Source organism: Sphingobacterium athyrii, from assembly GCF_003071065.1.
GTDB classification, from domain to species: Bacteria; Bacteroidota; Bacteroidia; order Sphingobacteriales; family Sphingobacteriaceae; genus Sphingobacterium; species Sphingobacterium athyrii.
The window spans coordinates 32701-57832 of record NZ_QCXX01000001.1 but is presented as its reverse complement, the minus strand read 5'-3'; the positions used below and the strand labels follow the sequence as shown (position 1 = coordinate 57832).

The window sequence follows — 25132 nt, the reverse complement described above, 5'->3', positions numbered from 1 at the left end:
GTTTAACCAAATATTGAGGCAAAGTTAGCCAATTAAATACGAAGAAATCTTATTCCTCATGCGCTAATTTTGCCAAAAACATAAAAACAATAAAAGCTTAACATAAATCTACGTTAAGCTTTATCATATAATTAGAAAAATAACAACCTAGTGAACCAATTCTGCCTCCGGAAGATCATCTATGGGAGTTTGACGGTCATTATTTTTCGCCAATGTATCCAATGTGTTTCCTTGAAGGATCTTTTTGTTTTTATTTTTAGCTGATAATTTGGTGCGGTAAGCTTTCCAATTCATCAGTAAAACAGAGAACAAAATCACGGCCAAACCTACGATCTGTAAGGAGGTGACGGCATGTGACGTAAAAAAATGACTTAATATTAACGCAATGATCGGATTTACATAGGCATAAGTACTTACTTCCATTGCCGGACGTACCTGTAAAAGCCAGATGTAAGAGCTAAATGCGAGGATAGAACCAAATGTGATCAAATAGCCTAAGTTGAACCAGTCTACAGGAGCGACGCTGCTTAATTCAAATGATGCATACTCGCCCGTAAAAAGTGCCGTGATATTAAAAAGAACACCTGCCGTGACCATCTGCCAGGCCGTTTTGACCATCACATGTAAGTCTTCTTTTTCTTGCGCTTCCGATTTTTTGAAATATTTAGATGCCAAAGAACCTACTGTCCAGGCAATGGAGCCCAATACCAAAATGCATAAAGCAATGATCTTCAATTTTCCATTTGCATTGTCATTGGATGCCATGATCTGTTCGGCGAATAGCATAACGACTCCAATGAATCCGAGCACAACCCCGGCGACTGTTGTCATGCTGCTAAAATTCTCCTTCCATTTGGGCTTGTCGAGTAAAATAAACCAGATTGCTGCTGCTGCTGCGATTATCGCTGCCACCCCGCCCGAAACATATTGCTCGGCCCAGATGACTCCGGCCATATCGACAAACAGGAGTAAAAATCCGACGAAGGCAGCTTCTAATATGGATCGTTTATTAAAAAGCTTATAACCTTTTATGGCACAATAACTCATCAAGATCGCACTTGCGGTGACAAACCGAAATGATCCTAATATAAACGGTGGAAAGCTATGCAACGCTTTTTCTATAAAGAAAAAGGTTGATCCCCATACCACGTAAATTATAAAATAAGCAACAACAACCATGAGTGGGCTTGCCGCTTTTTTGTGTCCTTGTAACATAATGAAACCTCCTTTCTATTATTCAGGTATAACAACCTGTTGATCTTCTTTTACCGTCTGCAATACGATTGTGGTACGGGTGGAAATTATTCCTTCTACTTTACTTAACGTATTGCGCATTAAATCCACTAAACCTGTCGAATCAGCGGTTCTTACTTTGATAAGATAACCATCATCTCCAGCAATGTCGTGTACTTCCTGTACTTCCGGGATTTCAGCAAGGGCTAAACCAACGCGCTGTTCACCGATAATGTCATTTGCTTTGATGAAAATAAATGATAAAAGTTTTTGATCGACAGCGGCAGGATTGATTTTGGCGCTGTATTTTAAGATCACGTCTTTTTGTTCAAGCTTTTTAACCCGCTCCAGTATTGCCGAAGGAGCCATACCCAATTCCCTGGCGATATCAGCATTATTGATACGCCCGTTATCCTGCATCAGACGAAGGATTTTGTAATCTACTTGATCTAAATTATATTCTACTTTTGTCATTTCGACTGCAAAGGTAAGTAAAAAAGTATAATATTCAAAATATCAATGTTAATTATGAATAATGTTCTGTGATTTCGGTTTATATTGTGAATTTTATTCGATATGGTGTTGAGGTGGGTTGCTGGAGTTGAATCTAATTTATTGGGTAAAAAGGAATTGCGAAGGTGCTGTGGCCCGCTACATTCAACAATTATACCGATTTCTTAATTTAATAATTATATTTCGGGTAGATAGGATGACGCCCAATCCAATCAAACATCCTACGCAGACACAACCAAAGCGGTCCAGTGCAGCAAAATAGGAGCGGCTTTCTTGCTCATGTAAATAGACGATAATCAGCGCGACCATGGAGGTGCGCGCCACCGCCATAATATTCAGTGCCTTACAAATAACCAGTGAAGCAAGGATACCAATAATCATCGCATAGAGTTGTGGGATAGGAACGAAGTACAGGCTAAGTCCGATAGCTGAGCCGATAAAATTTGATTTAGCACGATCGATAGCAATTTTTTTTGATTCATTTTCCTGTGGGGATATGACCAGGATAATTGAAATAAGGGTCCAGGAAACAGAGTATTCCGGAAAGGATACAAATAGAATATAGCCCAGTAAAAATCCGGTCAGTACCCGTATTGTATATATAATAAAATCTGAATGTAATGTGTATCGAAGGATAAGATTACGCATATAACAAAGAGAAGTTAATTCATTAAATCGTGTTGCTGTTGCAAAAATACGAGCAAATGATGAAGGCGCGAAATAAAATTCAGGTTTGTTGCATTTTGTGTGTGCGTTTTTATGCGTTTTTCACGAAAGAATTGTGTGTTTCTTGCAATTGTTCCTTTTTCCAAAGGAGAAATTTAACTAAATTTGTTTTCTATATTTAAAAAAGCAAATTCAGTGAAAGATCAGAATCAATTAGCCTTATTGGCAACTCAACTGAAAGGGGAGTTGTATTATACAGAAGAAGCATCACACCAAACCATGTTGCTTGCCTATTCCACGGACGCTTCGGTATATCAGGAAAAGCCGTTGGCAGTGGCTATTCCTTCTGATATAAATGATGTAAAGAATCTGATTGATTTTGCGGGGACAAACCGGACCACCTTAATTCCGCGCACCGCTGGCACATCGTTGGCAGGACAAGTCGTTGGAAATGGTATCATCATGGATATGTCCCGTCATTTTAACCGCATCCTCGAATTGAATGTAGAAGAGAAATGGGTGCGTGTGGAGCCTGGTGTCATCCGTGATGATCTGAACAGCTACCTTAAACCATTTGGGTTGATGTTTGGTCCCGAAACCTCTACCGCCAGCCGGGCCATGGTCGGAGGAATGATCGGTAATAATTCTTCTGGCCTTCATTCTATTGTCTGGGGTGATACCCGCCATAACCTGATTGCTGCAAATGTACTTTTAGATGATAAATCCGAGGTAAGCTTTGCTTCACTGGACGAGAAAAGTTACTTTAAAAAACTGTTACAGACAGACCGTGAGGGGGATATCTATCGTCACATGAATGACTTATTGACCGATCCTCAAAATCTGGCAGATATTGAGGCGGGTTATCCCAAGCGTTCAATAACCCGTCGAAATACAGGTTATGCGCTGGATATGCTAAGTGATCGGAGCCAGCCATTTAATATGTGTAATCTTCTGGCCGGCTCTGAGGGCACCCTGGCGATTGTCACAGAGGCAAAGCTACGCTTGATGGATTTGCCGCCTAAAGAATTAGGTTTATTGTGTATTCATTTCTCCGATATGGTCGAATGTATGCGTGGCAATGTGATCGCATTAAACCATAGACCTGAGGCTTCGGAGCTGGTAGATAAGTATATTCTGGATTTTACGGTTGGTCATCCTACTTATAAATATAATCGTTTTTTTATAGAAGGCGATCCGCAGGCATTGTTAATCGTTGAATTTAGAGGCGATACGGAGGCTGAGACCGAGGCTAAAGCCATGGCTTTAAAGGCCGAGCTGATGGAAAGGGGCTTGGGTTATGCTTATCCTTATATTACTGGAATTGAGCAGACAAATCTAGTCTGGGATGTCAGAAAAGCGGGGCTCGGTCTTATCCGTAATCTCCCTGGGGACAGTCAGCCTGTAAATTTAATCGAAGACTGTGCTGTTTCTCCGGAAGATCTGCCCGAATATGTCAGTGATATTCAAAAATTATTGATTGAGGAAGGTGTACATGCATCTTACTACGCCCATGCCGGAGCAGGTGAATTGCATATTGAACCCTTTGTTAATCTGAAAACAGAAGAAGGTAAACGTACTTTCCGCTCCATACTGGAAAAAACAAGTGACCTCGTTTTAAAGTACAATGGATCATTAAGCGGAGAACATGGCGATGGGCGCTTAAGAGGTGAGTTTATAGGCAAGGTACTTGGCCAAAAGGTCTATAAGCTTTTGGAAGAAGTCAAAGTCATTTTTGATCCACTGGGGATTTTTAATGCCAATAAAATTGTCAACACACCGCCAATGGATGCCCATCTACGCTACGATAACGACAAGAATAGAACGGCTATAAAGACATATTTCGATTTTTCCAAAGATGAATCCATTCTCCGGCTGGCGGAAAAATGCTCGGGATCGGGCGATTGTCGAAAAACGGAAATTACCGGTGGCACCATGTGTCCTTCTTTTATGGCGACCCGTGATGAGAAGGATACAACACGTGCCAGAGCAAATATGCTACGTCAATTTTTGACCAATTCCACAAAGAAAAACCGCTTTGATCATGAGGAAATCAAGGAAGTTATGGATCTATGTTTGAGCTGCAAAGGCTGTAAAACAGAATGCCCGTCGAGTGTGGACGTCGCTAAAATGAAAGCAGAATTTTTACAGCACTATTACGATGAACACGGCGCTGGCTTCCGAACGAAATTGATTGCTAATTTTACCGATTCTCAAAAACTGGGTTCGCTGGTCGCTCCACTTTACAATTTTGTGGTGAAGAACGATTTTCTGTCCGGTTTGGTTAAAAAAACGGTCGGATTTGCTCCAAAGCGTTCACTTCCTACAGTGAATGGAACGACATTAAGCCAATGGGTCAGGAAACAAAAGATCGAGCCACAGGCTAAACGCCGTGTCTACCTGTTCTCTGATGAGTTCACCGAATACAATGATGCTGAGATCGGTATCACGGCCTATAAACTGTTAACGGCCTTGGGTTACGAGGTGGTTATTCCAAAACATGTGCAAAGTGGGCGGACTTTTCTCTCCAAAGGATTTGTCAAAGAAGCAAAAAAAATTGCTAACCAGAACATCAGTTTTCTAAAAGATCTGATCACAGATGACACGCCGTTGTTAGGTATTGAACCATCTGGAATAATTACATTCAGGGACGAATACCTAAGTTTGGTTGATGAAAATCTGCGTAGTGATGCACTTCGGGTAGCAAAAAATGCACTTATGATTGACGAGTTTCTTTTAGCGGAAATTGAAGCCGGTCGTATCCACCGGGAGCAGTTTACTGCCGATGAGAGAAAAATTAAATTGCACGGGCATTGCTACCAAAAGGCTTTTCATTTGGTGGGCGTTACCCAGCAAGTCCTGTCTTTCCCGTTAAATTACTCCGTTGAAGTCATTCCGTCGGGCTGCTGTGGTATGGCGGGATCCTTTGGTTATGAGGCCGAACATTATGATGTTTCGATGAAAGTGGCGGAATTGGTTTTATTACCCGCTGTACGTAAAACGGATACCACTACATTAATCGCAGCAGCGGGTACCTCATGCCGGCATCAGATCAAGGATGGTGCTGGCAGAAAATCCTTCCATCCCGTTGAAATTTTATACGATGCTTTATTGAAATAAAATAAAAACATTGCCAATGGTTGTTTGTTATCAGTAATAATAGTAATATTATAAGAGCAATATTTTAATGATTACTGATAATAAACAAATCACCATGTACAAAATTCAATCTATAGCCATTCTCGCAACAGCTACGCTGATGTTGGCTGCTTGTGGAAATTCTAATCAGAAGAAAAACGATGGAAGTGATACCGCAACGGCAAACACCATTGAGCGGGTGCGCATCGAAAAATTTACGAACGGCACTCCCGGACCTGAAAAAAAGAATTTCTTTTTGCGTATCACCGATGAAGTAAAGACCGATTCGAGCCGTATTTATACAACGAAATCACTTTACAATCAGGATACTGTCGGTGCGAAATTTGAAATTATTGATTTCATACCCGCAGGTATTATTGATGGGCAACCGAGTGACGACGTCGGATTTACCAAAGGGAAAATTAAAATCACTAGTCTAGGTACGCAATCCAATAATCTAGTCAAAGCCTTGGGTGAATTGTTTCAAATGCCGACTAACGATGCCTTTACAAAAGACGTAGTATTGCCCAATGTCTTCTCATCCAATAAAATGAATGTTGATTTATCAAAGAAAACCGCATATAGTTTTAAACTCTTTTTAGAGAATAAAAAAGCAGAACCGGCGGAGTTGTTTTTTAATATAGATACGTATAAGCATGGTATTGAATTTTCCGAAAAAGATCCATCTTTCCGTGCAGGATTATTATCAGCTTTCACTGGAAAGTAAATCGTTAACACGGGATTAACGCAGAGTAACCGTATTCGGACAGGAGTTACACATTCAATATTGAAATAAAAAATGGCTGGATATTGCCAAATTATCCAGCCATTTTTTATTATTTATTCTGCATGTTGTGAGTCTTTTTTGGTCATATGTATTAAGTAACGGCTCCCACTGGATACAGCGCAAAAGAAGTTTGCCAATTTTTAAACTATTTTTTTTGAAAATCTCGTTTGCTAAACGAAAAGGGTTATCTTTGTGCTAATAAATTTAGTTTTATTTATGAAGCATTCAGGGATAGCAGACCTGCCGCTGCACTATGGAAAGGTGCCCTCCTGGCTCTATGAGCGGATGAGCATATTAGGCAAGTCCATTGTAGAGGTGATCCTGATGGACTATGGGCAGGATGAGGTGCTCAGGCGATTGGCAGATCCGTTTTGGTTCCAGAGTTTTGGTGCGGTATTGGGTATGGACTGGCATTCATCAGGTATTACCACGTCGGTTATGGGCGCGTTAAAACGCGCCATTAATCCCTGTGCGGACGCATTTGGTCTCTATATATGCGGCGGTAAAGGTAAATTCTCCAAAGACACACCACAAGAGCTACTTTACCTCGCGGACAAAACAGGTTTGGATGGCAATAGCTTGGTTCGGACAAGCAAGTTGGTCGCAAAAGTAGATAATACGGCGATACAAGACGGTTATCAGTTGTATCTGCATAATTTTATTGTCGCTAAGAATGGTCATTGGGCCGTGGTACAACAGGGGATGCACGATCATGATGGAACTGCCCGTCGTTACCATTGGCATTCGGAGAACGTCCGTTCGTTCATTGAGGAACCACATACAGGTATCAAAGGTTGTCCACAGGGAATAATTTTAAATTTAACGGCATCTGGAGCAGCTCCGAACAGGACAGGTATCATGACACTCGTCAACGAGGATTCTTCAGATGTCTTAGTAGACTTTAAAAGATTGCTGATGCCTTCTCATCATGATGTTAGGGCTTCGGATGTTGATCTCAAAAGGTTAGGAGCAATGTTATATGTTGCACGGGAAAATCAACCTAAAAATTTTGAGGATCTTTTGTTATTAAAAGGCATGGGCCCCCGCACCTTACAATCGCTGGCCCTTGTCAGCGAGATAATCCATGGAGCTCCTGCGCGATTTAATGATCCCGCACGCTTCTCTTTTGCGCACGGTGGAAAGGATGGACATCCCTTTCCTGTTCCCCTGGATATTTATGATCAAAGTATTCAGATCTTACAAAAAGGTATTGAAAAGTCAAAGCTGGGCAATAGCGACAAATTAAAATCCATGAATAAACTCCATCAGATCGTTCTAGAAACGGAGCATAATTTTACGCCTCAGTTTGATATTCAGCAGATAATAGAGGAAGAACGCAGAAATTCCTGGAAATACAATGGCCGGACAGTCTTTGGTCGCGCAAAGCCTCCAAAGGCTGATGAAACAGGTACACAGCTTGCACTTTTTTGAGTAAGATCGCCGGATTGTAATCCTTTTGTTAAATTGTGTTAAACCTTATTAAAATTATTTCTGCGCTAGTATATTTGCTCACAAATGAAAGCGGTTATTACAATTCTATGTTTTATAGTCTTCCTATTAATTAGGAGCGGTAATAGCCATGCTGTACTAAACGAGTCTGACCGTCCTGCGATCAGTTTCATGTATCAGCATAATGAGGCAAATTTAAAGGACAAGATTACTTCGCTGACCTCCCGCATTGATCCCCTTATTGCAGGAAGTGTACACGATGAAAATCCCGTCATTGAAGAATTTAACAGTGAGAATTTCCAATTAACCAAAGATCTTCAAACAGCTTCTGATTTTGTCGCATTATTGCTTTGTGCAGTCGTATTTTTCATTTTTGTGTTTCGGTTTGCAAAGAAAATCCCTTTTTGCAATTTTGTTGCTTATTTATATCCCCAAAGGTATATTTTCCAACAAAACTGGAGAATTTAATAGCCAATCCCCCGAAATAGCTTAGCCTTATTCTTTTTTATTTCTGTATCAATCGGATTTTCATTTCTCCATTAATGATTTTACCGTTTTTGCATCTTACAACAAGCTCAGGATAGGTTGTTTCAATTCCCATATCAAACAAACAAACAATCAAACTTATTTTTAATTAGACGCTTACAAATGAAAAGAGTATTTATGCTCATTAATTTGGCTATCGTATTATGCCAAATTGGGTGTACTTCCAAAAAGGAAGAAAAAGAAGAGAAAGAAAAATTCAATGTGACTTCTCCGGTACAAATGGATACGACAATCCGTAAAGATTTTGTATCCCAGATTAAGTCTTTCCGTAATATCGAATTACGCGCACAGGAAAAGGGATATCTGGAACAAATTTTTGTGGACGAAGGACAGTTTGTACACAAAGGACAACTGCTGTTCCGCATTATGCCCAAAATGTATGAAGCAGAGTTTAGAAAATCCATGGCCGAAGTGAATGTTGCCGAGATCGAAGTACAGAATACCAAGAGCCTGGCGGATAAAAATGTGGTGTCCCCGAATGAACTGGCCATGGCCAAAGCTAAATTGGAACAGGCAAAAGCCGCTGCAGCTATCGCTAAATTACACCTTTCTTTTACGGAGATCAGAGCACCGTTCGATGGTACAATTGACCGAATTCCATTAAAGTTAGGAAGCCTGGTGGATGAAGGGGAGTTGTTGACGAGCCTTTCTGACAATAGCCAGATGCTTGTCTACTTCAATGTTTCGGAACCAGAGTACCTTAATTATCAGACGAATGTCAGTAAACGGGGGGATACACACGTTGGATTGTTGCTTGCCAATAATGAATTGCTTCCGGCGCATGGCGTGGTAGAAACCATTGAGAGTGAATTTGACAGTGAAACAGGTAATATTGCGTTTAGAGCCCGCTTCCCAAATCCCAGCCGTTTACTAAAACACGGTGAAAGCGGGAAGGTCGTGATGAATTTTCCATTGAAGCAGGCATTGATTATACCGCAAAAAGCAACCTATGAATTGCAGGATCGTAAATACGTGTATGTTGTGGACAAAGACGGCAAACTAAAGGCCCGCCACATCACCATAGGTAATTCCCTTCCTGATCTTTATGTGGTTGCAAGTGGACTTCAAAAAGACGACAAATTCTTACTGGATGGCATACAGAAAGTGAAAGAGGATGAAAAGATCAACTATAGTTTCGTTCAGCCAAAAGAGGCCATTTCTAATTTGAAGTTAAAAACAGAATAAATCCCCATACTCTTAAATTACTATGTTTAGTCGTTTTATAAATAGACCTGTCCTTTCGATTGTTATATCACTGATCATTGTGTTTCTGGGGATTCTTTCGATGGTACAACTTCCGGTAACTCAGTTTCCGTCCATATCGCCACCTAAAGTAAATATTACGGCAGAATATCCGGGGGCGAATGGTGAATTGATGATCAAATCAGTGATTATTCCGCTTGAACGCGCCATAAATGGTGTTCCCGGAATGAAATATATGGCTTCAGACGCCGGTAACGACGGTGAGGCCAGCATACAGGTGGTGTTCAATCTGGGCACGGATCCAAATCAAGCTTCCTTGAACGTGCAAAACCGCGTCGCTTCTGTTGTCAATAAGCTTCCGCCTATTGTTGTCCGTGAGGGAGTAAAGATTACACGAGAAGAATCCAATATGTTGATGTATATCAACCTCTTTAGTAAGGATAAAGATCTCGATGGAAATTTTATGTACAATTATGCCGATATGAATATTGTTTCGGAACTGCGGCGTGTAGACGGCGTTGGTGTGGCAAATATTCTAGGAACACGGGAATTGGCCATGCGGATCTGGTTGAAGCCTGATCGCATGACAGCGTATAAAATTTCAGCGGAGGAGGTAATGAAAGCCCTCTCAGAGCAAAGTTTGGAAGCGTCTCCGGGTAAAGCCGGGGAATCATCCGGTATTACTTCGCAATCTTTTGAATATGTGCTGAAATATCCCGGACGTTTTACCACGACAGAAGGCTATGGCAATATCGTGCTCCGCACAAATGCAAACGGTGAAATGTTACGCCTGAGGGACGTTGCGGACATTAAATTCGGTTCGGCAATGTATGATATCTATTCAACCTTAAATGGAAAACCCTCCGCCGCAATCGTGCTGAAACAATCCTACGGCAGTAATGCTTCTCAGGTTATCCAGGATGTTAAAGACAAAATGAAAGAACTGAAAAGCTCATTTCCAAAAGGACTGGATTATGAGATCAGTTATGATGTCTCTAAATTTTTGGACGCCTCCATGGAAAAGGTTATTCATACCCTAGTTGAAGCCTTTATTTTGGTAGCGATCGTTGTCTTCCTATTCCTGGGGGATTGGCGTTCCACATTGATTCCGACCATTGCGGTGCCGGTTTCCTTAGTGGGATCGTTTCTTTTTATGCAATTTTTTGGTATCACAATCAACCTGATTACCTTGTTTGCCCTAGTATTGGCCATTGGTGTTGTGGTTGATGATGCCATTGTCGTTATCGAGGCGGTGCACGCCAAGATGGAGGAATTGCATATTTCCGCTTATCAGGCGACGAAGAAAGCAATGCACGAAATCAGTGGGGCGATCATAGCGATAACCTTCTTGATGGCAGCAGTATTTATACCTGTAGCCTTTATGTCGGGGCCTGTCGGTATATTTTATCGCCAGTTTTCCATTACAATGGCGACTTCTATCATCTTATCGGGCGTGGTGGCCCTGACGCTGACGCCTGCGCTCTGTGCCATTATGTTAAAGAACAACCATGGAAAGGCACGCAAAAAATCCGTTGTGGACAAATTTTTGGATTCCTTCAATCGCTTGTTCGATAAAATGTCAAACAAATATGTTTTCTTGCTGAAAGGCATTGTCGACAAGCGTCTCTTTACTTTTGTGGTATTAATCGGATTCTGTATCGGGGCTTATTTTTTAAACAATGCCGTACCGGCAGGTTTTATTCCAAATGAAGACCAGGGAATGATTTACGCCATTATCCAAACGCCGCCAGGATCGACTTTAGAGCGTACAAATCTGGCCGCTCAAACCTTGCAGAAGGAAGCGGAGGATATTGATGGCGTACAATCCGTTTCTTCGCTGGCAGGCTATGAGATATTAACGGAGGGAACCGGAGCCAACACCGGAACCTGTCTGATCAATTTAAAAAGCTGGGAGGAGCGTAAGGAATCCTCACAGGAAATTATCGAACAGCTGGAAAACGCCGCAAAAAATATTCCCGGTGCTTCCATTGAATTTTTTCAGCCACCAGCAGTACCGGGCTATGGTGCCGCCGGAGGATTTGAATTGCGGCTTTTGGATAAAGCCGGCTCTGGTGACTACAAGAAAATGGAGACCGTGAGTAAGGATTTTGTCCGGGAATTGAACAAACGACCAGAGCTATCCTCTGTTTTTACCTTTTATAGTGCGAGCTTTCCACAGTATATGCTCCATATTGACAATGATATGGCTCAATTAAAAGGCGTTACGATTGATAATGCGCTGAATACACTCTCGACCTTGGTGGGCAGTAACTACGAAACCAACTTTATTAAGTATGACCGACAATATAAGGTCATGGTGCAGGCATTGCCCCAGTATAGAGCTCTTCCTGAAGATATCTTGAAGTTATACGTGAAAAATGACAAGGATGAGATGGTACCTTTCTCCGCATTTATGCATATGGAAAAGGTATATGGACTGTCTGAGATCACACGGCATAATATGTACATGGCCTCCGAGATTTCGGGTTCTGCTGCTCCGGGTTATAGCAGTGGTGAAGCGATTCAGGTAATCAACGAAGTCGCCGCTAAAACGCTACCACAGGGCTATGGCATAGATTGGGCCGGTATTTCCAAAGACCAGGTGGGGCGCGGTAACCAGGCCATTTATATCTTTTTGATCTGTCTGGGCTTTGTCTACCTTATTTTATCGGCACAGTATGAAAGCTTTATCATGCCATTTGCGGTATTGCTTTCCTTGCCAATTGGTATTTTCGGTGCATTTTTCTTATTGAAGGTCCTGGGACTGGAAAATAATATTTACGCTCAGGTAGCCTTGGTTATGCTTATTGGTTTGCTCGGTAAGAATGCCGTCTTAATCGTTGAATTTGCCACACAGCGGCATGCGCAGGGGCTAAGTATTATCGAAGCGGCACTGGAGGGTGCCAAAGTAAGGTTTAGACCTATTTTAATGACATCGTTTGCATTTATTGCAGGCTTGATTCCATTGGTGTTGGCCTCCGGACCGGGAGCGATCGGTAACCGGACGATCGGTACGGCAGCAGCAGGAGGTATGCTATTCGGAACTGTGTTTGGTATCCTTATCATACCGGGTCTTTACTTTATTTTTGGAACAATTGCTTCCAAACGCAAGCTCATCAAACATGAAGATGAAAATCCATTAACAGAAGAAATCGATAACAATGGCTAGTCAAAAATATAAATACTGGATGATAGGAGTTCTGTTGTCAGCGGCGGTGACCGGCTGTAAAGTCCCTAAAGCGACGCAGATTCAAGAAAATAAGCAGGTGCCACAGCAATTTGTCGAAGCATTGGCACCGGATACAACGAATTCGGCGAGCGTGAAATGGCGCGATTTTTTTAGCGATCCCAATTTAGTCACGTTAATTGACACCGCATTAAAAAATAATCAGGAGTTAAATGTGACCTTGCAGGAATTGGCAATCGCCAAAAACGATATCTTATTGCGAAAAGGAGCATTGAAACCAAGTGTAGGTTTGCGTGCCGGTGGGGGGGTGGAAAAAGTCGGCCGGTATACCAGCCAAGGGGCAGGTGATGCCAGCACGGAGATAGCCCCCGGCAAGGAAATGCCCGATCCACTGGGTGATTTAACGATAGGAGCTTATGCAAGCTGGGAAATTGACGTCTGGAAGAAGCTAAAAGATTCCGAACAGGCAGCATTAAACCGTTATCTTGCGACAGTCGAAGGTAAAAACTTTGTGCTGAGCAGCCTTATTGCAGAGGTTGCACGCTCTTATTATGAACTGTTGGCGTTAGATAACCAACTGACGATCATCAAACAAAATATCGAGGTGCAGGACAATGCGCTGGAAGTAATCAAACTACAGAAGCAAGCGGCACGTGTAACAGAACTTGCAGTTCAGAAATTTCAGGCCGAGGTATTGAAAACCAAGGGCATGGAATTCGAGACGCGGCAACAGATTAAAGAAACGGAAAACCGGATCAATTTTCTTTTAGGACGTTTCCCACAGGAGATAAAGCGTGATAAAAGCAGTTTCGTGGATATGGTACCGGCCAGGGTACAAACAGGTATACCGAGTCAATTGTTGAGCAATAGACCTGATATTCGTGAGGCAGAATATGAATTGGCGGCTGCTAAATTGGATGTACAGATTGCAAGAAAAGAGTTTTATCCGTCTTTGGAGATATCCGCTGCTCTTGGCTTGCAAGCTTTTAAACCGTCTTATCTATTTAAAATGCCCGAATCCATGTTGTACAATATTATAGGTGAGCTGGCGGCGCCCCTGTTGAACAAAAATGGGTTGAAAGCAGAATTCAATACCGCAAATGCAAAACAGATACAGGCGGTTTATAACTACGAGAAGACGATTCTAAATGCCTATCTCGAAGTATCCACACAACTCTCCAATATCGAGAATCTTGGCAAGAGTTATGATTTTAAGACCAAAGAAGTTGAGGTACTCAATAATTCGGTTACCGTTTCAGGTGATCTATTTAAATCGGCACGTGCCGACTATATGGAAGTGCTGATGACACAACGTGATGTACTGGATTCAAAACTTGAATTAATAGAAACTAAGAAGCAACAGCTGAATGCTGTTGTCAATGTCTACAAAGATTTGGGAGGAGGCTGGAAATAAGTTGTTTGTTTGAATGGACCCCGCTAGGCGGGGTTCTTTTTTGCTCTCACCACTAAAATTATTTCTTGCAAAAATAGAATTAATGCTTATTTTTAATTTATATTAATATATCATATTTATCTGTTTTATGGAATCACAAGAATATTTACTTATTAATGATGAGGCTGAAAGAGGAGTTTTTTACAAAAAAACATATCTTCATGTTGCCCTTTCGATTTTGGCATTTATTGTTTTAGAAAGTCTGTTGATAAAATTAGTGCCTTATGATTTTATCGTCTGGATGGTCAGTGGAAAGTTTATCTGGTTATTTCTTCTTGGTTGCTTCTGGTTAGGAGCATCGCTTTCTTCGAGATGGACCTTGGCCCAGAGCCGACAGACTCAGTATATGGGGCTGGCATTCTACATCGTGTTGGAGGCGATTATTTTCCTACCGATGATTTACATCGCTGCGGCGATGACCGATGGTGCAAGTATGCTGTATCAGGCAAGTATCATGACTGTTGCCCTGTTTACAGCATTGACGGCAGTGGCCTTTATGTCAAATAAGGATTTTTCTTTTCTGAAAAATATCCTTGTTATCGGTGGCTTCCTGGCCTTAGGTGCAATTGTCGCCGGTGCAATATTTGGATTTCAATTGGGGCTGTGGTTTTCTGTATTCATGGTTTTGATCGCTTCCGGCAGCATCTTATACCAGACACAAAATCTAAAATATAACTATGGCAATGAGCAATATGTCGGAGCAGCATTGCAGCTATTTTCTTCGATTATGTTGCTGTTTTGGTATATCTTGCGTATTCTGATGAGCCGCCGTTAATTCGGTTTGTTTTCAAGGAAAGTGAAAAAAGTAATTAGCACATATTTGAATGTGCGCTAATTACTTTTTTTTGTGCCAATGTTTTCTAAGCTATTTTAAAACGTTTTTCAGATTTTTTTTAGCCCCTGATCAAAATCTTTATTTATATTCATAAATAGTTTCATTCAATTCCGGGGATAGGGCGATTTATCTAAGCGTCATATGTTGACACAGGACATATTCTGATGTTTTGCTTGTTATTTCAATAATTCTAAATGTGTGCTTATTCCGATTCTGTTCCAGGCATTGATCGTAGTAATTGCGATGATGATTTGTGCAATTTGTTTTTCATCAAAAAGATGCTTTGCTTTCTGATAGGTTTGCTCCGTTAAGCCCTGTTGGTGAATTAATGTGATTTCCTCTGTCATCTCCAATAAGACCTGTTCTTCGGCATTAAATAATTCGGTTTCGCGCCAAGCGTTCAGTAAAAATATCCTTTGTGGAGTTTCACCATACTTTAGCGCGTCTTTTGTATGCATATCCAGGCAAAAAGCACATCCATTAATTTGAGATGCCCTTATCTTAATGAGCTCTTTTTGGATAGGAGTTAAAAAAGTGTCAGCAAGATAGGTTTCTAAACCCATCATTGCTTTGTACGCTGTGGCGTCTACTTTTGCAATATTTAATCGTGCTGTCATTGTGTTATATTTTTATACGACAAAGTTGAAGGAAAGATTGAATAATAAACTTAAACTGGTTTAAGAAAGCCAGTCAAAGCCGCATTTAGCACCTTAGTCGATAAGAATTATTCACGGATGAATCTTCTTATTCAGATATCATCAGGTAATAGTTGTCCGGATCCCGAAGAATAAACTGATTTTTTAAGGAGTTTTCATTGTAATGAATTTCCTTTTCGAAAGTAGCATCGAGTTTGGTGGCATTTTCAAATACCTCCTGGAGATTGGCTACCCGAAAGAATAAGATGAGACCATTTCCGGCATTTTTGGGTTGGAGTAGTGTAGGGTGTGCGTGTTCACCCCATTTGTGAAGGCATAAAATAACATGGTTATCGACTGTTAGTATCTCAAAAGTCTCGCCACCATGTGCGCTGTTGCAGCCCAGTAGTTTCTGATAAAATGATGAACTTGCTGGAACACTTTCCACAGCGATTATTGTTTCTGTTCTGACCATTGGTTTAATTTTTGGTATTTAATAATTCCTTAGCCTTCATATAGCTATGTCGGCCGAGGAATAAACAAGTGAAATAGGAATTCGGTTTTATAAAGCGTTAATTAACAGTTGTTAATCTTTTAATCAAAAAGACTGAGCTGTCTGGCTTTTACCAGATCAAGGATCATGCGGTAACCCGCAAGCGAATTGCCATGCTGGTCTAAAGCGGGGCTAAAGGCACCTATTCCCATTTTACCGGGGACACTGACCGTGATTCCGCCACCGACACCGGATTTACTAGGCAATCCAACCGTACGTGCATATTCACCACTAAATTCGTACATGCCGGCAATTAACATCTGTGACTGAATTAGCTGGGATAGATTAGGGTCGCGATATTGTCTGTTCCCATCATAACGGACGCAATGATTGGCAAAAAAATAACCTATTTTGGCCAGATCTTCGACGGTGATTTCGATCGAACATTGTTTAAAATAGTTATTGAGTTTTTCTTCTCCTTCGCCATCAATTAAGCCATTGTTTCGCATAATATAAAACATGCCTCGATTGCGATGCCCCGTTTCCCGTTCTGAGTTATACACCGCATGGCTATAATTAATATGTTCATTGTTTGTGATGAAACGGATCATATTAAGGATTTTAACAAATGGTTCCTCACCTTTTCCTTTAATAAGTGCCGTGGTCAGTATGGCACCCGCATTCATCATTGGATTAAGCGGTTTTCCCATCGTCTCCAGATTGCCAAAATGATTGAAAGGCTTATCTGTACCAAAATAGCCCATTTTATCAAAAATAGTTGCTTCTCCATTTTCCCGGACCGCAATCATCAGTGCGATGATTTTCGATATACTCTGGATTGTAAATTTCTGCCGGATATCCCCTGCGCTGACGATGGTACCATTGCTATTGACAACCGAAAGTGCAAGGGATTGCGCATTTGCTTTGCCCAATTCGGGTATGTAATCTGCTACTTTTCCTTGTTTATAACCTTGACGGTTCTTTTCGAGAATGGTATTTAAAGTTGCTTGATCTAAGGCTGTCGTATCCCGTACTGTTGATTCAGTCGCCGTCCGTTGCGCAAGGCACGGGCCTGCCGCACGGGTATAGCTCAGGACAAACAGCGCTGTTATCAAACCAAAAGTTTTATTCATGTCTTCAATCTTTTTATGAAATCCCAAAGTTAGGAAAGTAAGCCTATTTTAGCTATTCGTCGGTGCAGGATCAACATTCCAACCTGAAAGAATGTCGCCATAGAAGAAGAACGTGACATAGAAATTCTTTTTGCTGACCTTATCCTTCACAAGATATTTTTTTGTTACATCGTAGCTGTCAACCTGTTTGTATTTTGACAATGCTACGGGACTGGCTGCCGGATTTTCAGCCTTTACCATGTCCTGAATTTTTTGCGTGATCAATTTCATGATACCGATTTTTTTGAAAGGATCGTTTTCAACTTTATGACCCGCAATTCGAGATAAAGTACCATTATTTTTTTCTTTTTTTAATTTCGCAGCTGCTGTATAGGCTCTGAAACGCTCCTTAATTTTTGGATCCTGAAGACTATGTATGGTAAAGATAGAGATACCCTGGGCACCATTGTTCAATGCCTCATCCATATCGACAAACATTTCATCATTGTTTTTAGCCATTAAACCACAATAAAGGGTGGTATGGTTTGCTTTATCCCGCACATTCTCCAGGGTACAATCTTTTATGAAGCTTGGATCTTCGGTGTAAAAGTTACTATAGACCATAGGAAATACAAGATCCAGATTCCATTTCCCCCAATCTTGTCGAACCATTCTTGAAGCCATTTTGGGAGTAGGAAAAGGGGAGGCGGCCATTGTCTTTCCGTTTGCATGTACAACATCCGCAATCATATTAGCCATTTCAGTGATCTGATCGCAACGAAACTGTCTCCATTTTAAGTCTTTTGAAGGGTCTTTTTGAGCTCTTGGATCATAACCGTATTGCTTTTTGAATTTTTCTATCGCAATTGGATGGTAGCCATAGTCCCATGCGGCATACTCGCGATCTTGGACGATATTATACTTTGGCCACAGCGTCGTCGGCAGTACAACATCCACATAGCGGTTATAGTCTATGGATATTCCTGCTAAACCTTCAACTTCACAATAAGACTGAATTTTTTGTTTAATGTAATCTTTCACTTCCGGTACCACGGGCGAAAGAAATTTATAATAACCTACATAGGCAGTGGTATCAGCTAGGCTCTTTCCATTTCTGTTGACACTGAACCAATCCGGATGTTCTTTTAGAATTTTATCGCGATCATGTTCCAGGTTCATTGTCCACAACCATGCAATTACCTGTATGCCATATTTTTTTGCAATAGGAATTGCAACGCGATATTCATCAGGACTTGCTGCATTTAGCATAACCCCATCTATGCCCAAATAATTCATCTCCCGACAGATGGAGTCAAAATTTGTGCTTGGATTATAATCAAGCCAGGTCCAAAACATTGCCGGTTTCTCGCGCTCCGCGGCTTTGGAAACAGGAACTAAAAATCCATAGATAATTAGTAATAGACAGATACGGCATTTTCTGATTAATTGTTCTTTCATATGATTTATTGATTCTATGATTTATTAATTCTAAAATTTATCTAAAATGTATTCAACCGGATGCCCGCAATTCACGAAGATCTTTAAGGTTATATTGACCGTGGTTTGGAATTTAGCATCCATTTTACATCCACCGTGAAAATACATAAAAACGGGGAATTTACTCCATTCCCAATATAATTCGCAATCATTTTCTTTGAGTTATAAATTTTATTAGAAATTTAAAACCATTCAATCTTTCATCTGTTAATAGAACAAGAATAAATAATAATACATTATTGACATTGAAAAGTGCGCTGGGCTACCAGTGAATAGATAATTATTTTAGATATGAGGAAACTTTATATTCCAATTTCTGTCTTATGTTTATTGCTCCATACAACTGTCAATGGGCAGGAGCCGGGGCCGGTAGAGCCAGCAAAAAAAGATTCTGTACCGCAAAGCAAAGGAGAGGTAACCTATCCTAAATTGCAGATCAAAGGCCTTTTTCAGGCACGGTATCTTGTGAGCACAACGAAAGATGTTGATGTCAATGGGCTTCATCACAGCGATGGCACAGGGACAGACAATAATTTTATGGTGAAGTATATGCGGGTGCAGATGCGTGCGCAGATCAGCAGGCGCACTGAAGTGGCTGTGCTTGCCAACCTGGCTGATTTTAAAAGCGACCCAAAAACTAAGGTACTTGAAAACGCTTATCTAAAATATACTTTTAGCCCTAAGCTGGCCATTACAGTCGGTCAATTCCGTCCTTGGTTTGGCATTGAAGAAACTTATCCGATAGATATTATTAAATCCTTGGATTGGTCAAATCAATATCTTGAATTTGGCAAGTTGGGCTGGGCAAGTTTTCAGATCGGGATGGCCGCAACAGGGGAAGTTAATTTAGGAGATATGCCATTCAGTTATTCCCTTTCCGTTGTCAATGGAAACGGTAAAAATCAAGTCGCTGATAATGACAACGGAAAACAATATTCAACACGTCTGGTATTCGGTCTTTCAAAAAAATATGGAGTCAATCTTGGGTTAAATGGCGGGATTGGTGAGGTCATGAAAAAGCAGGTTCATGCACTAGGAGTAGATCTGAGCGGGAATGTGGATTTTGGAAAGCGATGGAACCTGGATATGCAACTGGAAGCGAAACAGGCCATAAATCATAACTTATATTATGCGTTGAATGAAGAAGCGCGGACATCAAAGCTAAGTGATTATCTCGTTCGGGGCATCTACTTCCTTCCGAATTTAAGGTATGAAGTTAACTATTACAATCTCAGTGCATTTGAGCTTTCCTGTCGTTACGAGTATATTGATCCAAACTATAAATTAAATGCAAATGCAAGGCAGACGTTTACACCCATGTTTGGTCTGGAGTTTTTAAAAAATTACGGTGCCCGGATACAGCTCGGTCTGCAGCTCGATCGCTATAAAAAGCAGACTCCGAATACCAATGAATACAATAGAAATTTATTTATTGTTCAAGTACAAAGTAGATTCTAATCTTTTAAATCGCAATTCTTATGAAAGAAATTAGTATCAAAAATGTTGCCGTCACCTTTATTGTTGCGCTCATTTTGTGGTTTATTCCAGTGCCGAAGGGCGTTAGTCCTGAAGCTTGGCACCTGTTTGCCATATTTGCTGCGACGATACTCGGTATCATTCTGAAGGCAGCGCCGATGGGTACCATGTGCATGATGGCAATCGCTTTCACGGCACTGACGCAAGTACTCGCGCCGGGAGATGCCGGTAAATCAATTACCAAAGCACTGACCGGTTTTGGAGACAAAGTTATCTGGCTGATCGGAATTTCTTTTTTCATCGCGCGAGGTTTTATCAAAACGGGTTTGGGGAATCGTATCGCATTTCTTTTTATTCGTGTATTTGGAAAAAGTTCGCTTGGACTGGCTTATGGGTTGGGGTTGGCAGATGTATGTTTGGCACCTGCGATACCCAGCAACACGGCCAGAGGTGGGGGCATCATCTATCCGATTATGAAATCCATGGCCATCAGCTTCGATTCTGTACCTGATAAACCTGAGACGCACCGAAAATTAGGTTCCTATCTGACATTGAACAGCTACTACATGAATTTGATTGCATCCTCCATGTTTTTAACCGGAACGGCGAGTAACCCCATGTGTCAAAAGTTTGCCGCCAATCTTGGAATTGACATTACCTGGATGTCCTGGGCTGTTGCTGGATTTATCCCTGGAATTGTAGCATTTTTTGTTGTTCCACTGGTACTCTATAAACTTTATCCTCCGGAACTAAAAAAGACGGGCGATGCACCCAAAATGGCCGCAGAAAAATTAAAGGAAATGGGACCAATATCCAGAAATGAATGGTTGATGTTATTGGCATTTTTTATTCTTCTGGCACTTTGGATTTTTGGCGGATCACTATCTATTGACGCGACCACAACCGCATTTATCGGCCTGACCTTGCTCTTGCTGACTTCGGTACTGACCTGGGAGGATGTAAAGGCGGAGAAAGGTGCCTGGGATACAATTGTCTGGTTTGCCGTTTTGGTGATGATGGCCAGTTCGCTGAATGAACTTGGATTTATCGGCTGGTTTAGTGATTTGATCAAGGTACAGATTGGAGGGCTGAGCTGGCAAATTGCTTTTCCGGTAATTATTTTGGTATACTTCTTTAGCCATTACATCTTTGCGAGTGCTACAGCTCATGTCGCTGCAATGTATGCGGCTTTGTTAGGCGTCGGGGTATCATTAGGTATTCCGCCCATGTTATTGGCCATGATGCTTGGATTCCTCGGGTCCATATACGGCGTATTAACACATTACGGGCATGGGCCCGCACCGGTATTTTTTGGTAGCGGTTATGTTGATCTCAAGTCCTGGTGGTTGCGTGGACTGGAAATCGGAATCGTCCTACTTGTTATCTATATGGGTGTAGGCGGATTATGGATGAAAGTCATTGGTTATTATTAAAGAAAAAAGCTTATGCTATCGACCTTATCAAAGAAGATGCTGATGTGTTTAACGGGGTTATTTCTCGCCTTCTTTTTGCTGATCCATTTTTTGGGAAACCTGCAATTATTTTTACCCCGGGAGCAGGCGCATTTACAATTTAATGCCTATTCACATTTTTTGTCGGGAAATATCCTGATAAAAATAGTTTCCTATGTGCTTTATTTGAGTATTATACTGCACGCTATTGACGGATTGGTCATCACGATAAAGAATAGGAAAACGGGCGGAGCGTACCAGTCAGACAGTCGTGGACGAGCGAGCAAATGGTACTCACGGAACATGGGGATTCTGGGCACGCTTATTCTTATTTTTTTGGTGATCCATTTCCAGAACTTCTGGTATGTATATAAGTTTGGCGCTCCACCATTGGATGCAAAAGGAAATAAGGATCTCTATATATTGGTTATTGCGGTGTTTCAACAATGGTGGTACGTACTTATCTACGTTTTATCAATGGTGGCCCTATGTTATCATCTTATCCATGGGATTCATAGCGCTGTGCGGACCCTGGGCCTGTATCATCCAAAATTTGTTCGTTGGTTTAAAGCCATTGGCATTACCTATTCCATTATTATCAGCATTGGTTTTGCATTGATGCCAATTTATATATTTTTTACTGTTAACTAAAGGCGAAGACATGACTTTAAACTCAAAAATACCAGCGGGACCTTTGGAAGAAAAATGGACACGCTATAAAAAAACCGCAAAGCTGGTAAACCCGGCGAATCGGAAAAAATTGGATGTCATTGTTGTGGGAACGGGATTAGCGGGAAGTTCGATCGCTGCATCTCTCGGTGAAATGGGCTACCGGGTCAAGTCATTCTGTTTTCAGGATAGTCCCCGAAGAGCCCATTCCGTGGCCGCCCAGGGTGGAGTCAACGCTGCAAAAAATTATAAGAATGACGGCGACAGCGTCTATCGAATGTTTGTGGACACGTTAAAAGGAGGAGATTTTCGTGCCCGTGAAGCTAATGTCTATCGAATGGCAGAATGCTCCCTGAATCTTATAGACCAGGCCGTGGCACAGGGTGTTCCCTTTGGACGAGAATATGGCGGCTATCTGAACAACCGCTCTTTTGGCGGGGTTCAAGTGAGTCGCACATTCTATGCGCGGGGGCAGACAGGACAGCAATTGCTATTGGGAGCCTATCAGGCATTGATGCGGCAGGTCGGTAAAAAGACTGTTCAGCTCTTTTCCCGCCACGAAATGCTGGATGTTGTTGTTATCGACGGAAAGGCGCGCGGTATTATTGTTCGTGATTTAGATACCGGAGTGATTGAACGACATGCTGCCCATGCGGTTATACTCGCCACAGGTGGATACGGTAAAATCTATTATTTATCCACACTCGCAATGGGCTGCAATGGATCGGCAATTTGGCGGGCACATAAAAAGGGCGCATTGATGGCATCCCCGAGCTGGATTCAGGTTCACCCCACTTCTTTGCCACAATCGGGAGATTATCAATCCAAGTTGACTTTGATGTCAGAATCCTTACGTAATGATGGACGCATTTGGGTGCCGTTAAAACTGGATGAAAAAAGAGAACCAAATGATATTCCCGAAGAAGATAGAGATTATTATCTGGAGCGTAGATACCCTGCATTTGGCAATCTCGCTCCCAGGGATATATCATCGAGAGCTGCCAAGGAGCGGATTGATGCAGGCTTTGGAATAGGTCCTTTAAAGAATGCGGTTTACCTGGACTTTGCTAAAGCAATCAAGGAACAGGGTAAAGATAAAATTGCGGAAAAATATGGTAATCTCTTTGATATGTATCATAAGATAACAGGTTATGACGCGTATTCCGAACCGATGATGATATCGCCCTCGGCCCATTTTTCGATGGGTGGACTCTGGGTAGATTATGAACTGATGACGACTTTGCCGGGGCTTTTTGCGCTGGGTGAGGCTAATTTTGCTGATCATGGCGCCAATCGTCTAGGGGCAAACTCGTTGCTTCAGGCCTCGGTGGACGGTTATTTTATTGCACCTTATACGATCGCCAATTATTTATCGAATGAAATTCATACCGGAGAGATTGCTACAGATCATATAGAATTTGAAAAGGCTGAACTTGCCGTTAAAAGACAAATTGAAGAATTGTTGCAGATTAAAGGAAATAAGACCGTTGATCATTTTCATAAGATACTGGGCAAACTGCTGTACGACTACTGTGGTCTGGCCCGGAATGAAGAGGGTCTTAAATACGCAATAGCAGAAATCAGGAAGCTTAAACAGGAATTTTATGATAATGTCATGGTCAGTGGTCAGCCAGATTCATTAAATACCGAATTGGAGAAAGCCGGACGTGTTGCAGACTATTTTGAAATAGGTGAATTAATGTGTTACGATGCCTTGACCCGTAAAGAATCCTGTGGTGCCCATTTCAGAGAGGAATACCAAACAGCAGATGGAGAAGCATTGCGGAATGATGCTGATTTTCAATTCATATCCGCCTGGGCATGGAAAGGAGACGGGGAGGAGCCCGAACTTATCAAAGAACCATTGACTTTTGAAGAAATACAACCTACAGTAAGAAGCTACAAATAAAATGAACAATTATGGATCTACATCTTAAAATTTGGCGGCAGAAAGATAATCAGTCAGCAGGGAAGCTAGTAGCCTATGAGCTACAGGGGCTTAACCCGCATATGTCTTTTCTTGAAATGCTGGACACATTGAATGAGAAGCTCATTGTCAATGGGGAGGAGCCTGTCGAATTTGACCATGACTGCAGGGAAGGGATCTGCGGCCAATGTGGTGTAATGATTAACGGTATCGCACACGGTCCGCTAAAACATACGACGACCTGTCAGTTGCATCTACGTTCGTTCAAGGATAATGACACCATTGTGATTGAGCCTTTTCGCTCCTCGGCATTTCCGGTAAAAAAAGACCTGAAAGTGGATCGATCCGCTTTTGACCGAATTATTTCTCTAGGTGGGTTTGTGTCCATCAATACGGGACAGGCGCCCGATGCTACGGTTATTCCTATTACACATGAGCTGGCTGAAGAAGCTTTCGATTCAGCAGCATGTATCGGATGTGGTGCATGTGTCGCTACTTGCAAAAATGGGAGTGCAGCCCTGTTTACCTCAGCAAAGATTACGCACATGGCCTTGCTCCCGCAGGGAAAGGAAGAGAGAAGTCAGCGTGTGTTGAATATGGTCAGGCAAATGGATGCCGAATCTTTTGGCCACTGTTCCAATACAGAAGCTTGCGAGGTTGAGTGTCCACAGGGGATTTCTGTGCTAAACATTGCCCGAATGAATTTCGAATATAACAGGGCTTTAATTTTTAAGAAGAAGTAACGTTTTGCCAAATCAAAGCTGATCGATCTTTCGACGGTGTCATCATAGGGTTAATAAACCCTTAAGACAAATAATTTTGTCGTTTTTGTAGCTGATTATCACGGAAAATAGGGATTTATGAA

Annotated in this window: 20 protein-coding genes; 13 read left to right on the top strand and 7 right to left on the bottom strand. The window is 41.6% G+C overall.

What is annotated here, in order from left to right; all coding sequences use genetic code 11:
• Positions 1-147: 147 nt before the first annotated feature.
• From DCO56_RS00260 to DCO56_RS00250, 3 genes are all read right to left on the bottom strand, one after another.
• Positions 148-1215: an EamA family transporter gene (locus DCO56_RS00260; RefSeq protein WP_108631792.1), complete on the bottom strand. Its 1068-nt coding sequence runs from the start codon at positions 1213-1215 to the stop codon at positions 148-150.
• An 18-nt stretch (positions 1216-1233) separates the two neighbouring features.
• Entirely contained in the window at positions 1234-1707 is a 474-nt protein-coding gene (locus tag DCO56_RS00255) for an Lrp/AsnC family transcriptional regulator (RefSeq protein ID WP_104381980.1), read from the bottom strand.
• Between the two features lie 183 nt (positions 1708-1890).
• Complete coding sequence (locus DCO56_RS00250; RefSeq protein ID WP_108631791.1) at positions 1891-2394, bottom strand: FUSC family protein; 504 nt, start codon at positions 2392-2394, stop codon at positions 1891-1893.
• A gap of 213 nt (positions 2395-2607) precedes the next feature.
• Between DCO56_RS00250 and DCO56_RS00245 the strand changes: the two genes are divergently transcribed.
• From DCO56_RS00245 to DCO56_RS00210, 8 genes are all read left to right on the top strand, one after another.
• Complete coding sequence (locus DCO56_RS00245; RefSeq protein WP_245935749.1) at positions 2608-5529, top strand: FAD-binding and (Fe-S)-binding domain-containing protein; 2922 nt, start codon at positions 2608-2610, stop codon at positions 5527-5529.
• A 94-nt stretch (positions 5530-5623) separates the two neighbouring features.
• Positions 5624-6274 (top strand): hypothetical protein, encoded by a 651-nt coding sequence (locus tag DCO56_RS00240; RefSeq protein WP_146190948.1) that lies wholly within the window; start codon positions 5624-5626, stop codon positions 6272-6274.
• A 276-nt stretch (positions 6275-6550) separates the two neighbouring features.
• Positions 6551-7765 (top strand): DUF763 domain-containing protein, encoded by a 1215-nt coding sequence (locus DCO56_RS00235; protein ID WP_108631789.1) that lies wholly within the window; start codon positions 6551-6553, stop codon positions 7763-7765.
• 84 nt (positions 7766-7849) lie between these two features.
• Positions 7850-8251: a hypothetical protein gene (locus DCO56_RS00230; protein WP_108631788.1), complete on the top strand. Its 402-nt coding sequence runs from the start codon at positions 7850-7852 to the stop codon at positions 8249-8251.
• Positions 8252-8431: 180 nt separating this feature from the next.
• On the top strand, positions 8432-9514 hold the full coding sequence (locus tag DCO56_RS00225; protein ID WP_108631787.1) for an efflux RND transporter periplasmic adaptor subunit: 1083 nt from the start codon (positions 8432-8434) through the stop codon (positions 9512-9514).
• A gap of 22 nt (positions 9515-9536) precedes the next feature.
• Positions 9537-12701 carry an efflux RND transporter permease subunit gene (locus DCO56_RS00220; RefSeq protein WP_108631786.1) on the top strand — a complete coding sequence of 1055 codons (3165 nt, stop codon included), beginning with the start codon at positions 9537-9539 and terminating at the stop codon, positions 12699-12701.
• A complete protein-coding gene (locus DCO56_RS00215) occupies positions 12694-14133 on the top strand; it encodes a TolC family protein (protein WP_108631785.1) in 1440 nt (479 codons plus the stop codon). The genes DCO56_RS00220 and DCO56_RS00215 overlap by 8 nt, the downstream gene beginning before the upstream one ends.
• Before the next feature lie 127 nt (positions 14134-14260).
• Positions 14261-14947 carry a Bax inhibitor-1/YccA family protein gene (locus DCO56_RS00210; protein ID WP_108631784.1) on the top strand — a complete coding sequence of 229 codons (687 nt, stop codon included), beginning with the start codon at positions 14261-14263 and terminating at the stop codon, positions 14945-14947.
• A gap of 236 nt (positions 14948-15183) precedes the next feature.
• Here the strand turns inward: DCO56_RS00210 and DCO56_RS00205 are convergent, their stop codons facing one another.
• From DCO56_RS00205 to DCO56_RS00190, 4 genes are all read right to left on the bottom strand, one after another.
• Positions 15184-15624, bottom strand: coding sequence for a carboxymuconolactone decarboxylase family protein (locus DCO56_RS00205; RefSeq protein WP_108631783.1), 441 nt, complete (start codon positions 15622-15624; stop codon positions 15184-15186).
• Positions 15625-15751: 127 nt separating this feature from the next.
• Positions 15752-16117, bottom strand: a complete 366-nt coding sequence (locus tag DCO56_RS00200) for a VOC family protein (protein ID WP_108631782.1) — start codon at positions 16115-16117, stop codon at positions 15752-15754.
• A 119-nt stretch (positions 16118-16236) separates the two neighbouring features.
• Positions 16237-17268 (bottom strand): glutaminase A, encoded by a 1032-nt coding sequence (gene glsA, locus DCO56_RS00195; protein ID WP_108631781.1) that lies wholly within the window; start codon positions 17266-17268, stop codon positions 16237-16239.
• Between the two features lie 48 nt (positions 17269-17316).
• Positions 17317-18705 carry a family 10 glycosylhydrolase gene (locus tag DCO56_RS00190; RefSeq protein WP_108631780.1) on the bottom strand — a complete coding sequence of 463 codons (1389 nt, stop codon included), beginning with the start codon at positions 18703-18705 and terminating at the stop codon, positions 17317-17319.
• A gap of 330 nt (positions 18706-19035) precedes the next feature.
• Between DCO56_RS00190 and DCO56_RS00185 the strand changes: the two genes are divergently transcribed.
• The 5 genes from DCO56_RS00185 to DCO56_RS00165 are packed head-to-tail and all read left to right on the top strand — an operon-like array spanning position 19036 to position 25010.
• A complete protein-coding gene (locus tag DCO56_RS00185) occupies positions 19036-20202 on the top strand; it encodes a porin (protein WP_108631779.1) in 1167 nt (388 codons plus the stop codon).
• Between the two features lie 20 nt (positions 20203-20222).
• Positions 20223-21653, top strand: a complete 1431-nt coding sequence (locus tag DCO56_RS00180) for an anion permease (RefSeq protein WP_108631778.1) — start codon at positions 20223-20225, stop codon at positions 21651-21653.
• A gap of 12 nt (positions 21654-21665) precedes the next feature.
• A complete protein-coding gene (locus tag DCO56_RS00175) occupies positions 21666-22322 on the top strand; it encodes a succinate dehydrogenase cytochrome b subunit (RefSeq protein ID WP_108631777.1) in 657 nt (218 codons plus the stop codon).
• 10 nt (positions 22323-22332) lie between these two features.
• On the top strand, positions 22333-24249 hold the full coding sequence (locus DCO56_RS00170; RefSeq protein ID WP_108631776.1) for a fumarate reductase/succinate dehydrogenase flavoprotein subunit: 1917 nt from the start codon (positions 22333-22335) through the stop codon (positions 24247-24249).
• Positions 24250-24260: 11 nt separating this feature from the next.
• Positions 24261-25010: a succinate dehydrogenase/fumarate reductase iron-sulfur subunit gene (locus tag DCO56_RS00165; protein ID WP_108631775.1), complete on the top strand. Its 750-nt coding sequence runs from the start codon at positions 24261-24263 to the stop codon at positions 25008-25010.
• Positions 25011-25132 lie beyond the last annotated feature (122 nt).

Coding starts and splice junctions, on each gene's coding strand:
- DCO56_RS00260 (WP_108631792.1), bottom strand. CDS start 1,215: ATGTTACAAGGACACAAAAAAGCGGCAAGCCCACTCATGGTTGTTGTT.
- DCO56_RS00255 (WP_104381980.1), bottom strand. CDS start 1,707: ATGACAAAAGTAGAATATAATTTAGATCAAGTAGATTACAAAATCCTT.
- DCO56_RS00250 (WP_108631791.1), bottom strand. CDS start 2,394: ATGCGTAATCTTATCCTTCGATACACATTACATTCAGATTTTATTATA.
- DCO56_RS00240 (WP_146190948.1), top strand. CDS start 5,624: ATGTACAAAATTCAATCTATAGCCATTCTCGCAACAGCTACGCTGATG.
- DCO56_RS00235 (WP_108631789.1), top strand. CDS start 6,551: ATGAAGCATTCAGGGATAGCAGACCTGCCGCTGCACTATGGAAAGGTG.
- DCO56_RS00230 (WP_108631788.1), top strand. CDS start 7,850: ATGAAAGCGGTTATTACAATTCTATGTTTTATAGTCTTCCTATTAATT.
- DCO56_RS00225 (WP_108631787.1), top strand. CDS start 8,432: ATGAAAAGAGTATTTATGCTCATTAATTTGGCTATCGTATTATGCCAA.
- DCO56_RS00220 (WP_108631786.1), top strand. CDS start 9,537: ATGTTTAGTCGTTTTATAAATAGACCTGTCCTTTCGATTGTTATATCA.
- DCO56_RS00215 (WP_108631785.1), top strand. CDS start 12,694: ATGGCTAGTCAAAAATATAAATACTGGATGATAGGAGTTCTGTTGTCA.
- DCO56_RS00210 (WP_108631784.1), top strand. CDS start 14,261: ATGGAATCACAAGAATATTTACTTATTAATGATGAGGCTGAAAGAGGA.
- DCO56_RS00205 (WP_108631783.1), bottom strand. CDS start 15,624: ATGACAGCACGATTAAATATTGCAAAAGTAGACGCCACAGCGTACAAA.
- DCO56_RS00200 (WP_108631782.1), bottom strand. CDS start 16,117: ATGGTCAGAACAGAAACAATAATCGCTGTGGAAAGTGTTCCAGCAAGT.
- glsA (WP_108631781.1), bottom strand. CDS start 17,268: ATGAATAAAACTTTTGGTTTGATAACAGCGCTGTTTGTCCTGAGCTAT.
- DCO56_RS00190 (WP_108631780.1), bottom strand. CDS start 18,705: ATGAAAGAACAATTAATCAGAAAATGCCGTATCTGTCTATTACTAATT.
- DCO56_RS00185 (WP_108631779.1), top strand. CDS start 19,036: ATGAGGAAACTTTATATTCCAATTTCTGTCTTATGTTTATTGCTCCAT.
- DCO56_RS00180 (WP_108631778.1), top strand. CDS start 20,223: ATGAAAGAAATTAGTATCAAAAATGTTGCCGTCACCTTTATTGTTGCG.
- DCO56_RS00175 (WP_108631777.1), top strand. CDS start 21,666: ATGCTATCGACCTTATCAAAGAAGATGCTGATGTGTTTAACGGGGTTA.
- DCO56_RS00170 (WP_108631776.1), top strand. CDS start 22,333: ATGACTTTAAACTCAAAAATACCAGCGGGACCTTTGGAAGAAAAATGG.
- DCO56_RS00165 (WP_108631775.1), top strand. CDS start 24,261: ATGGATCTACATCTTAAAATTTGGCGGCAGAAAGATAATCAGTCAGCA.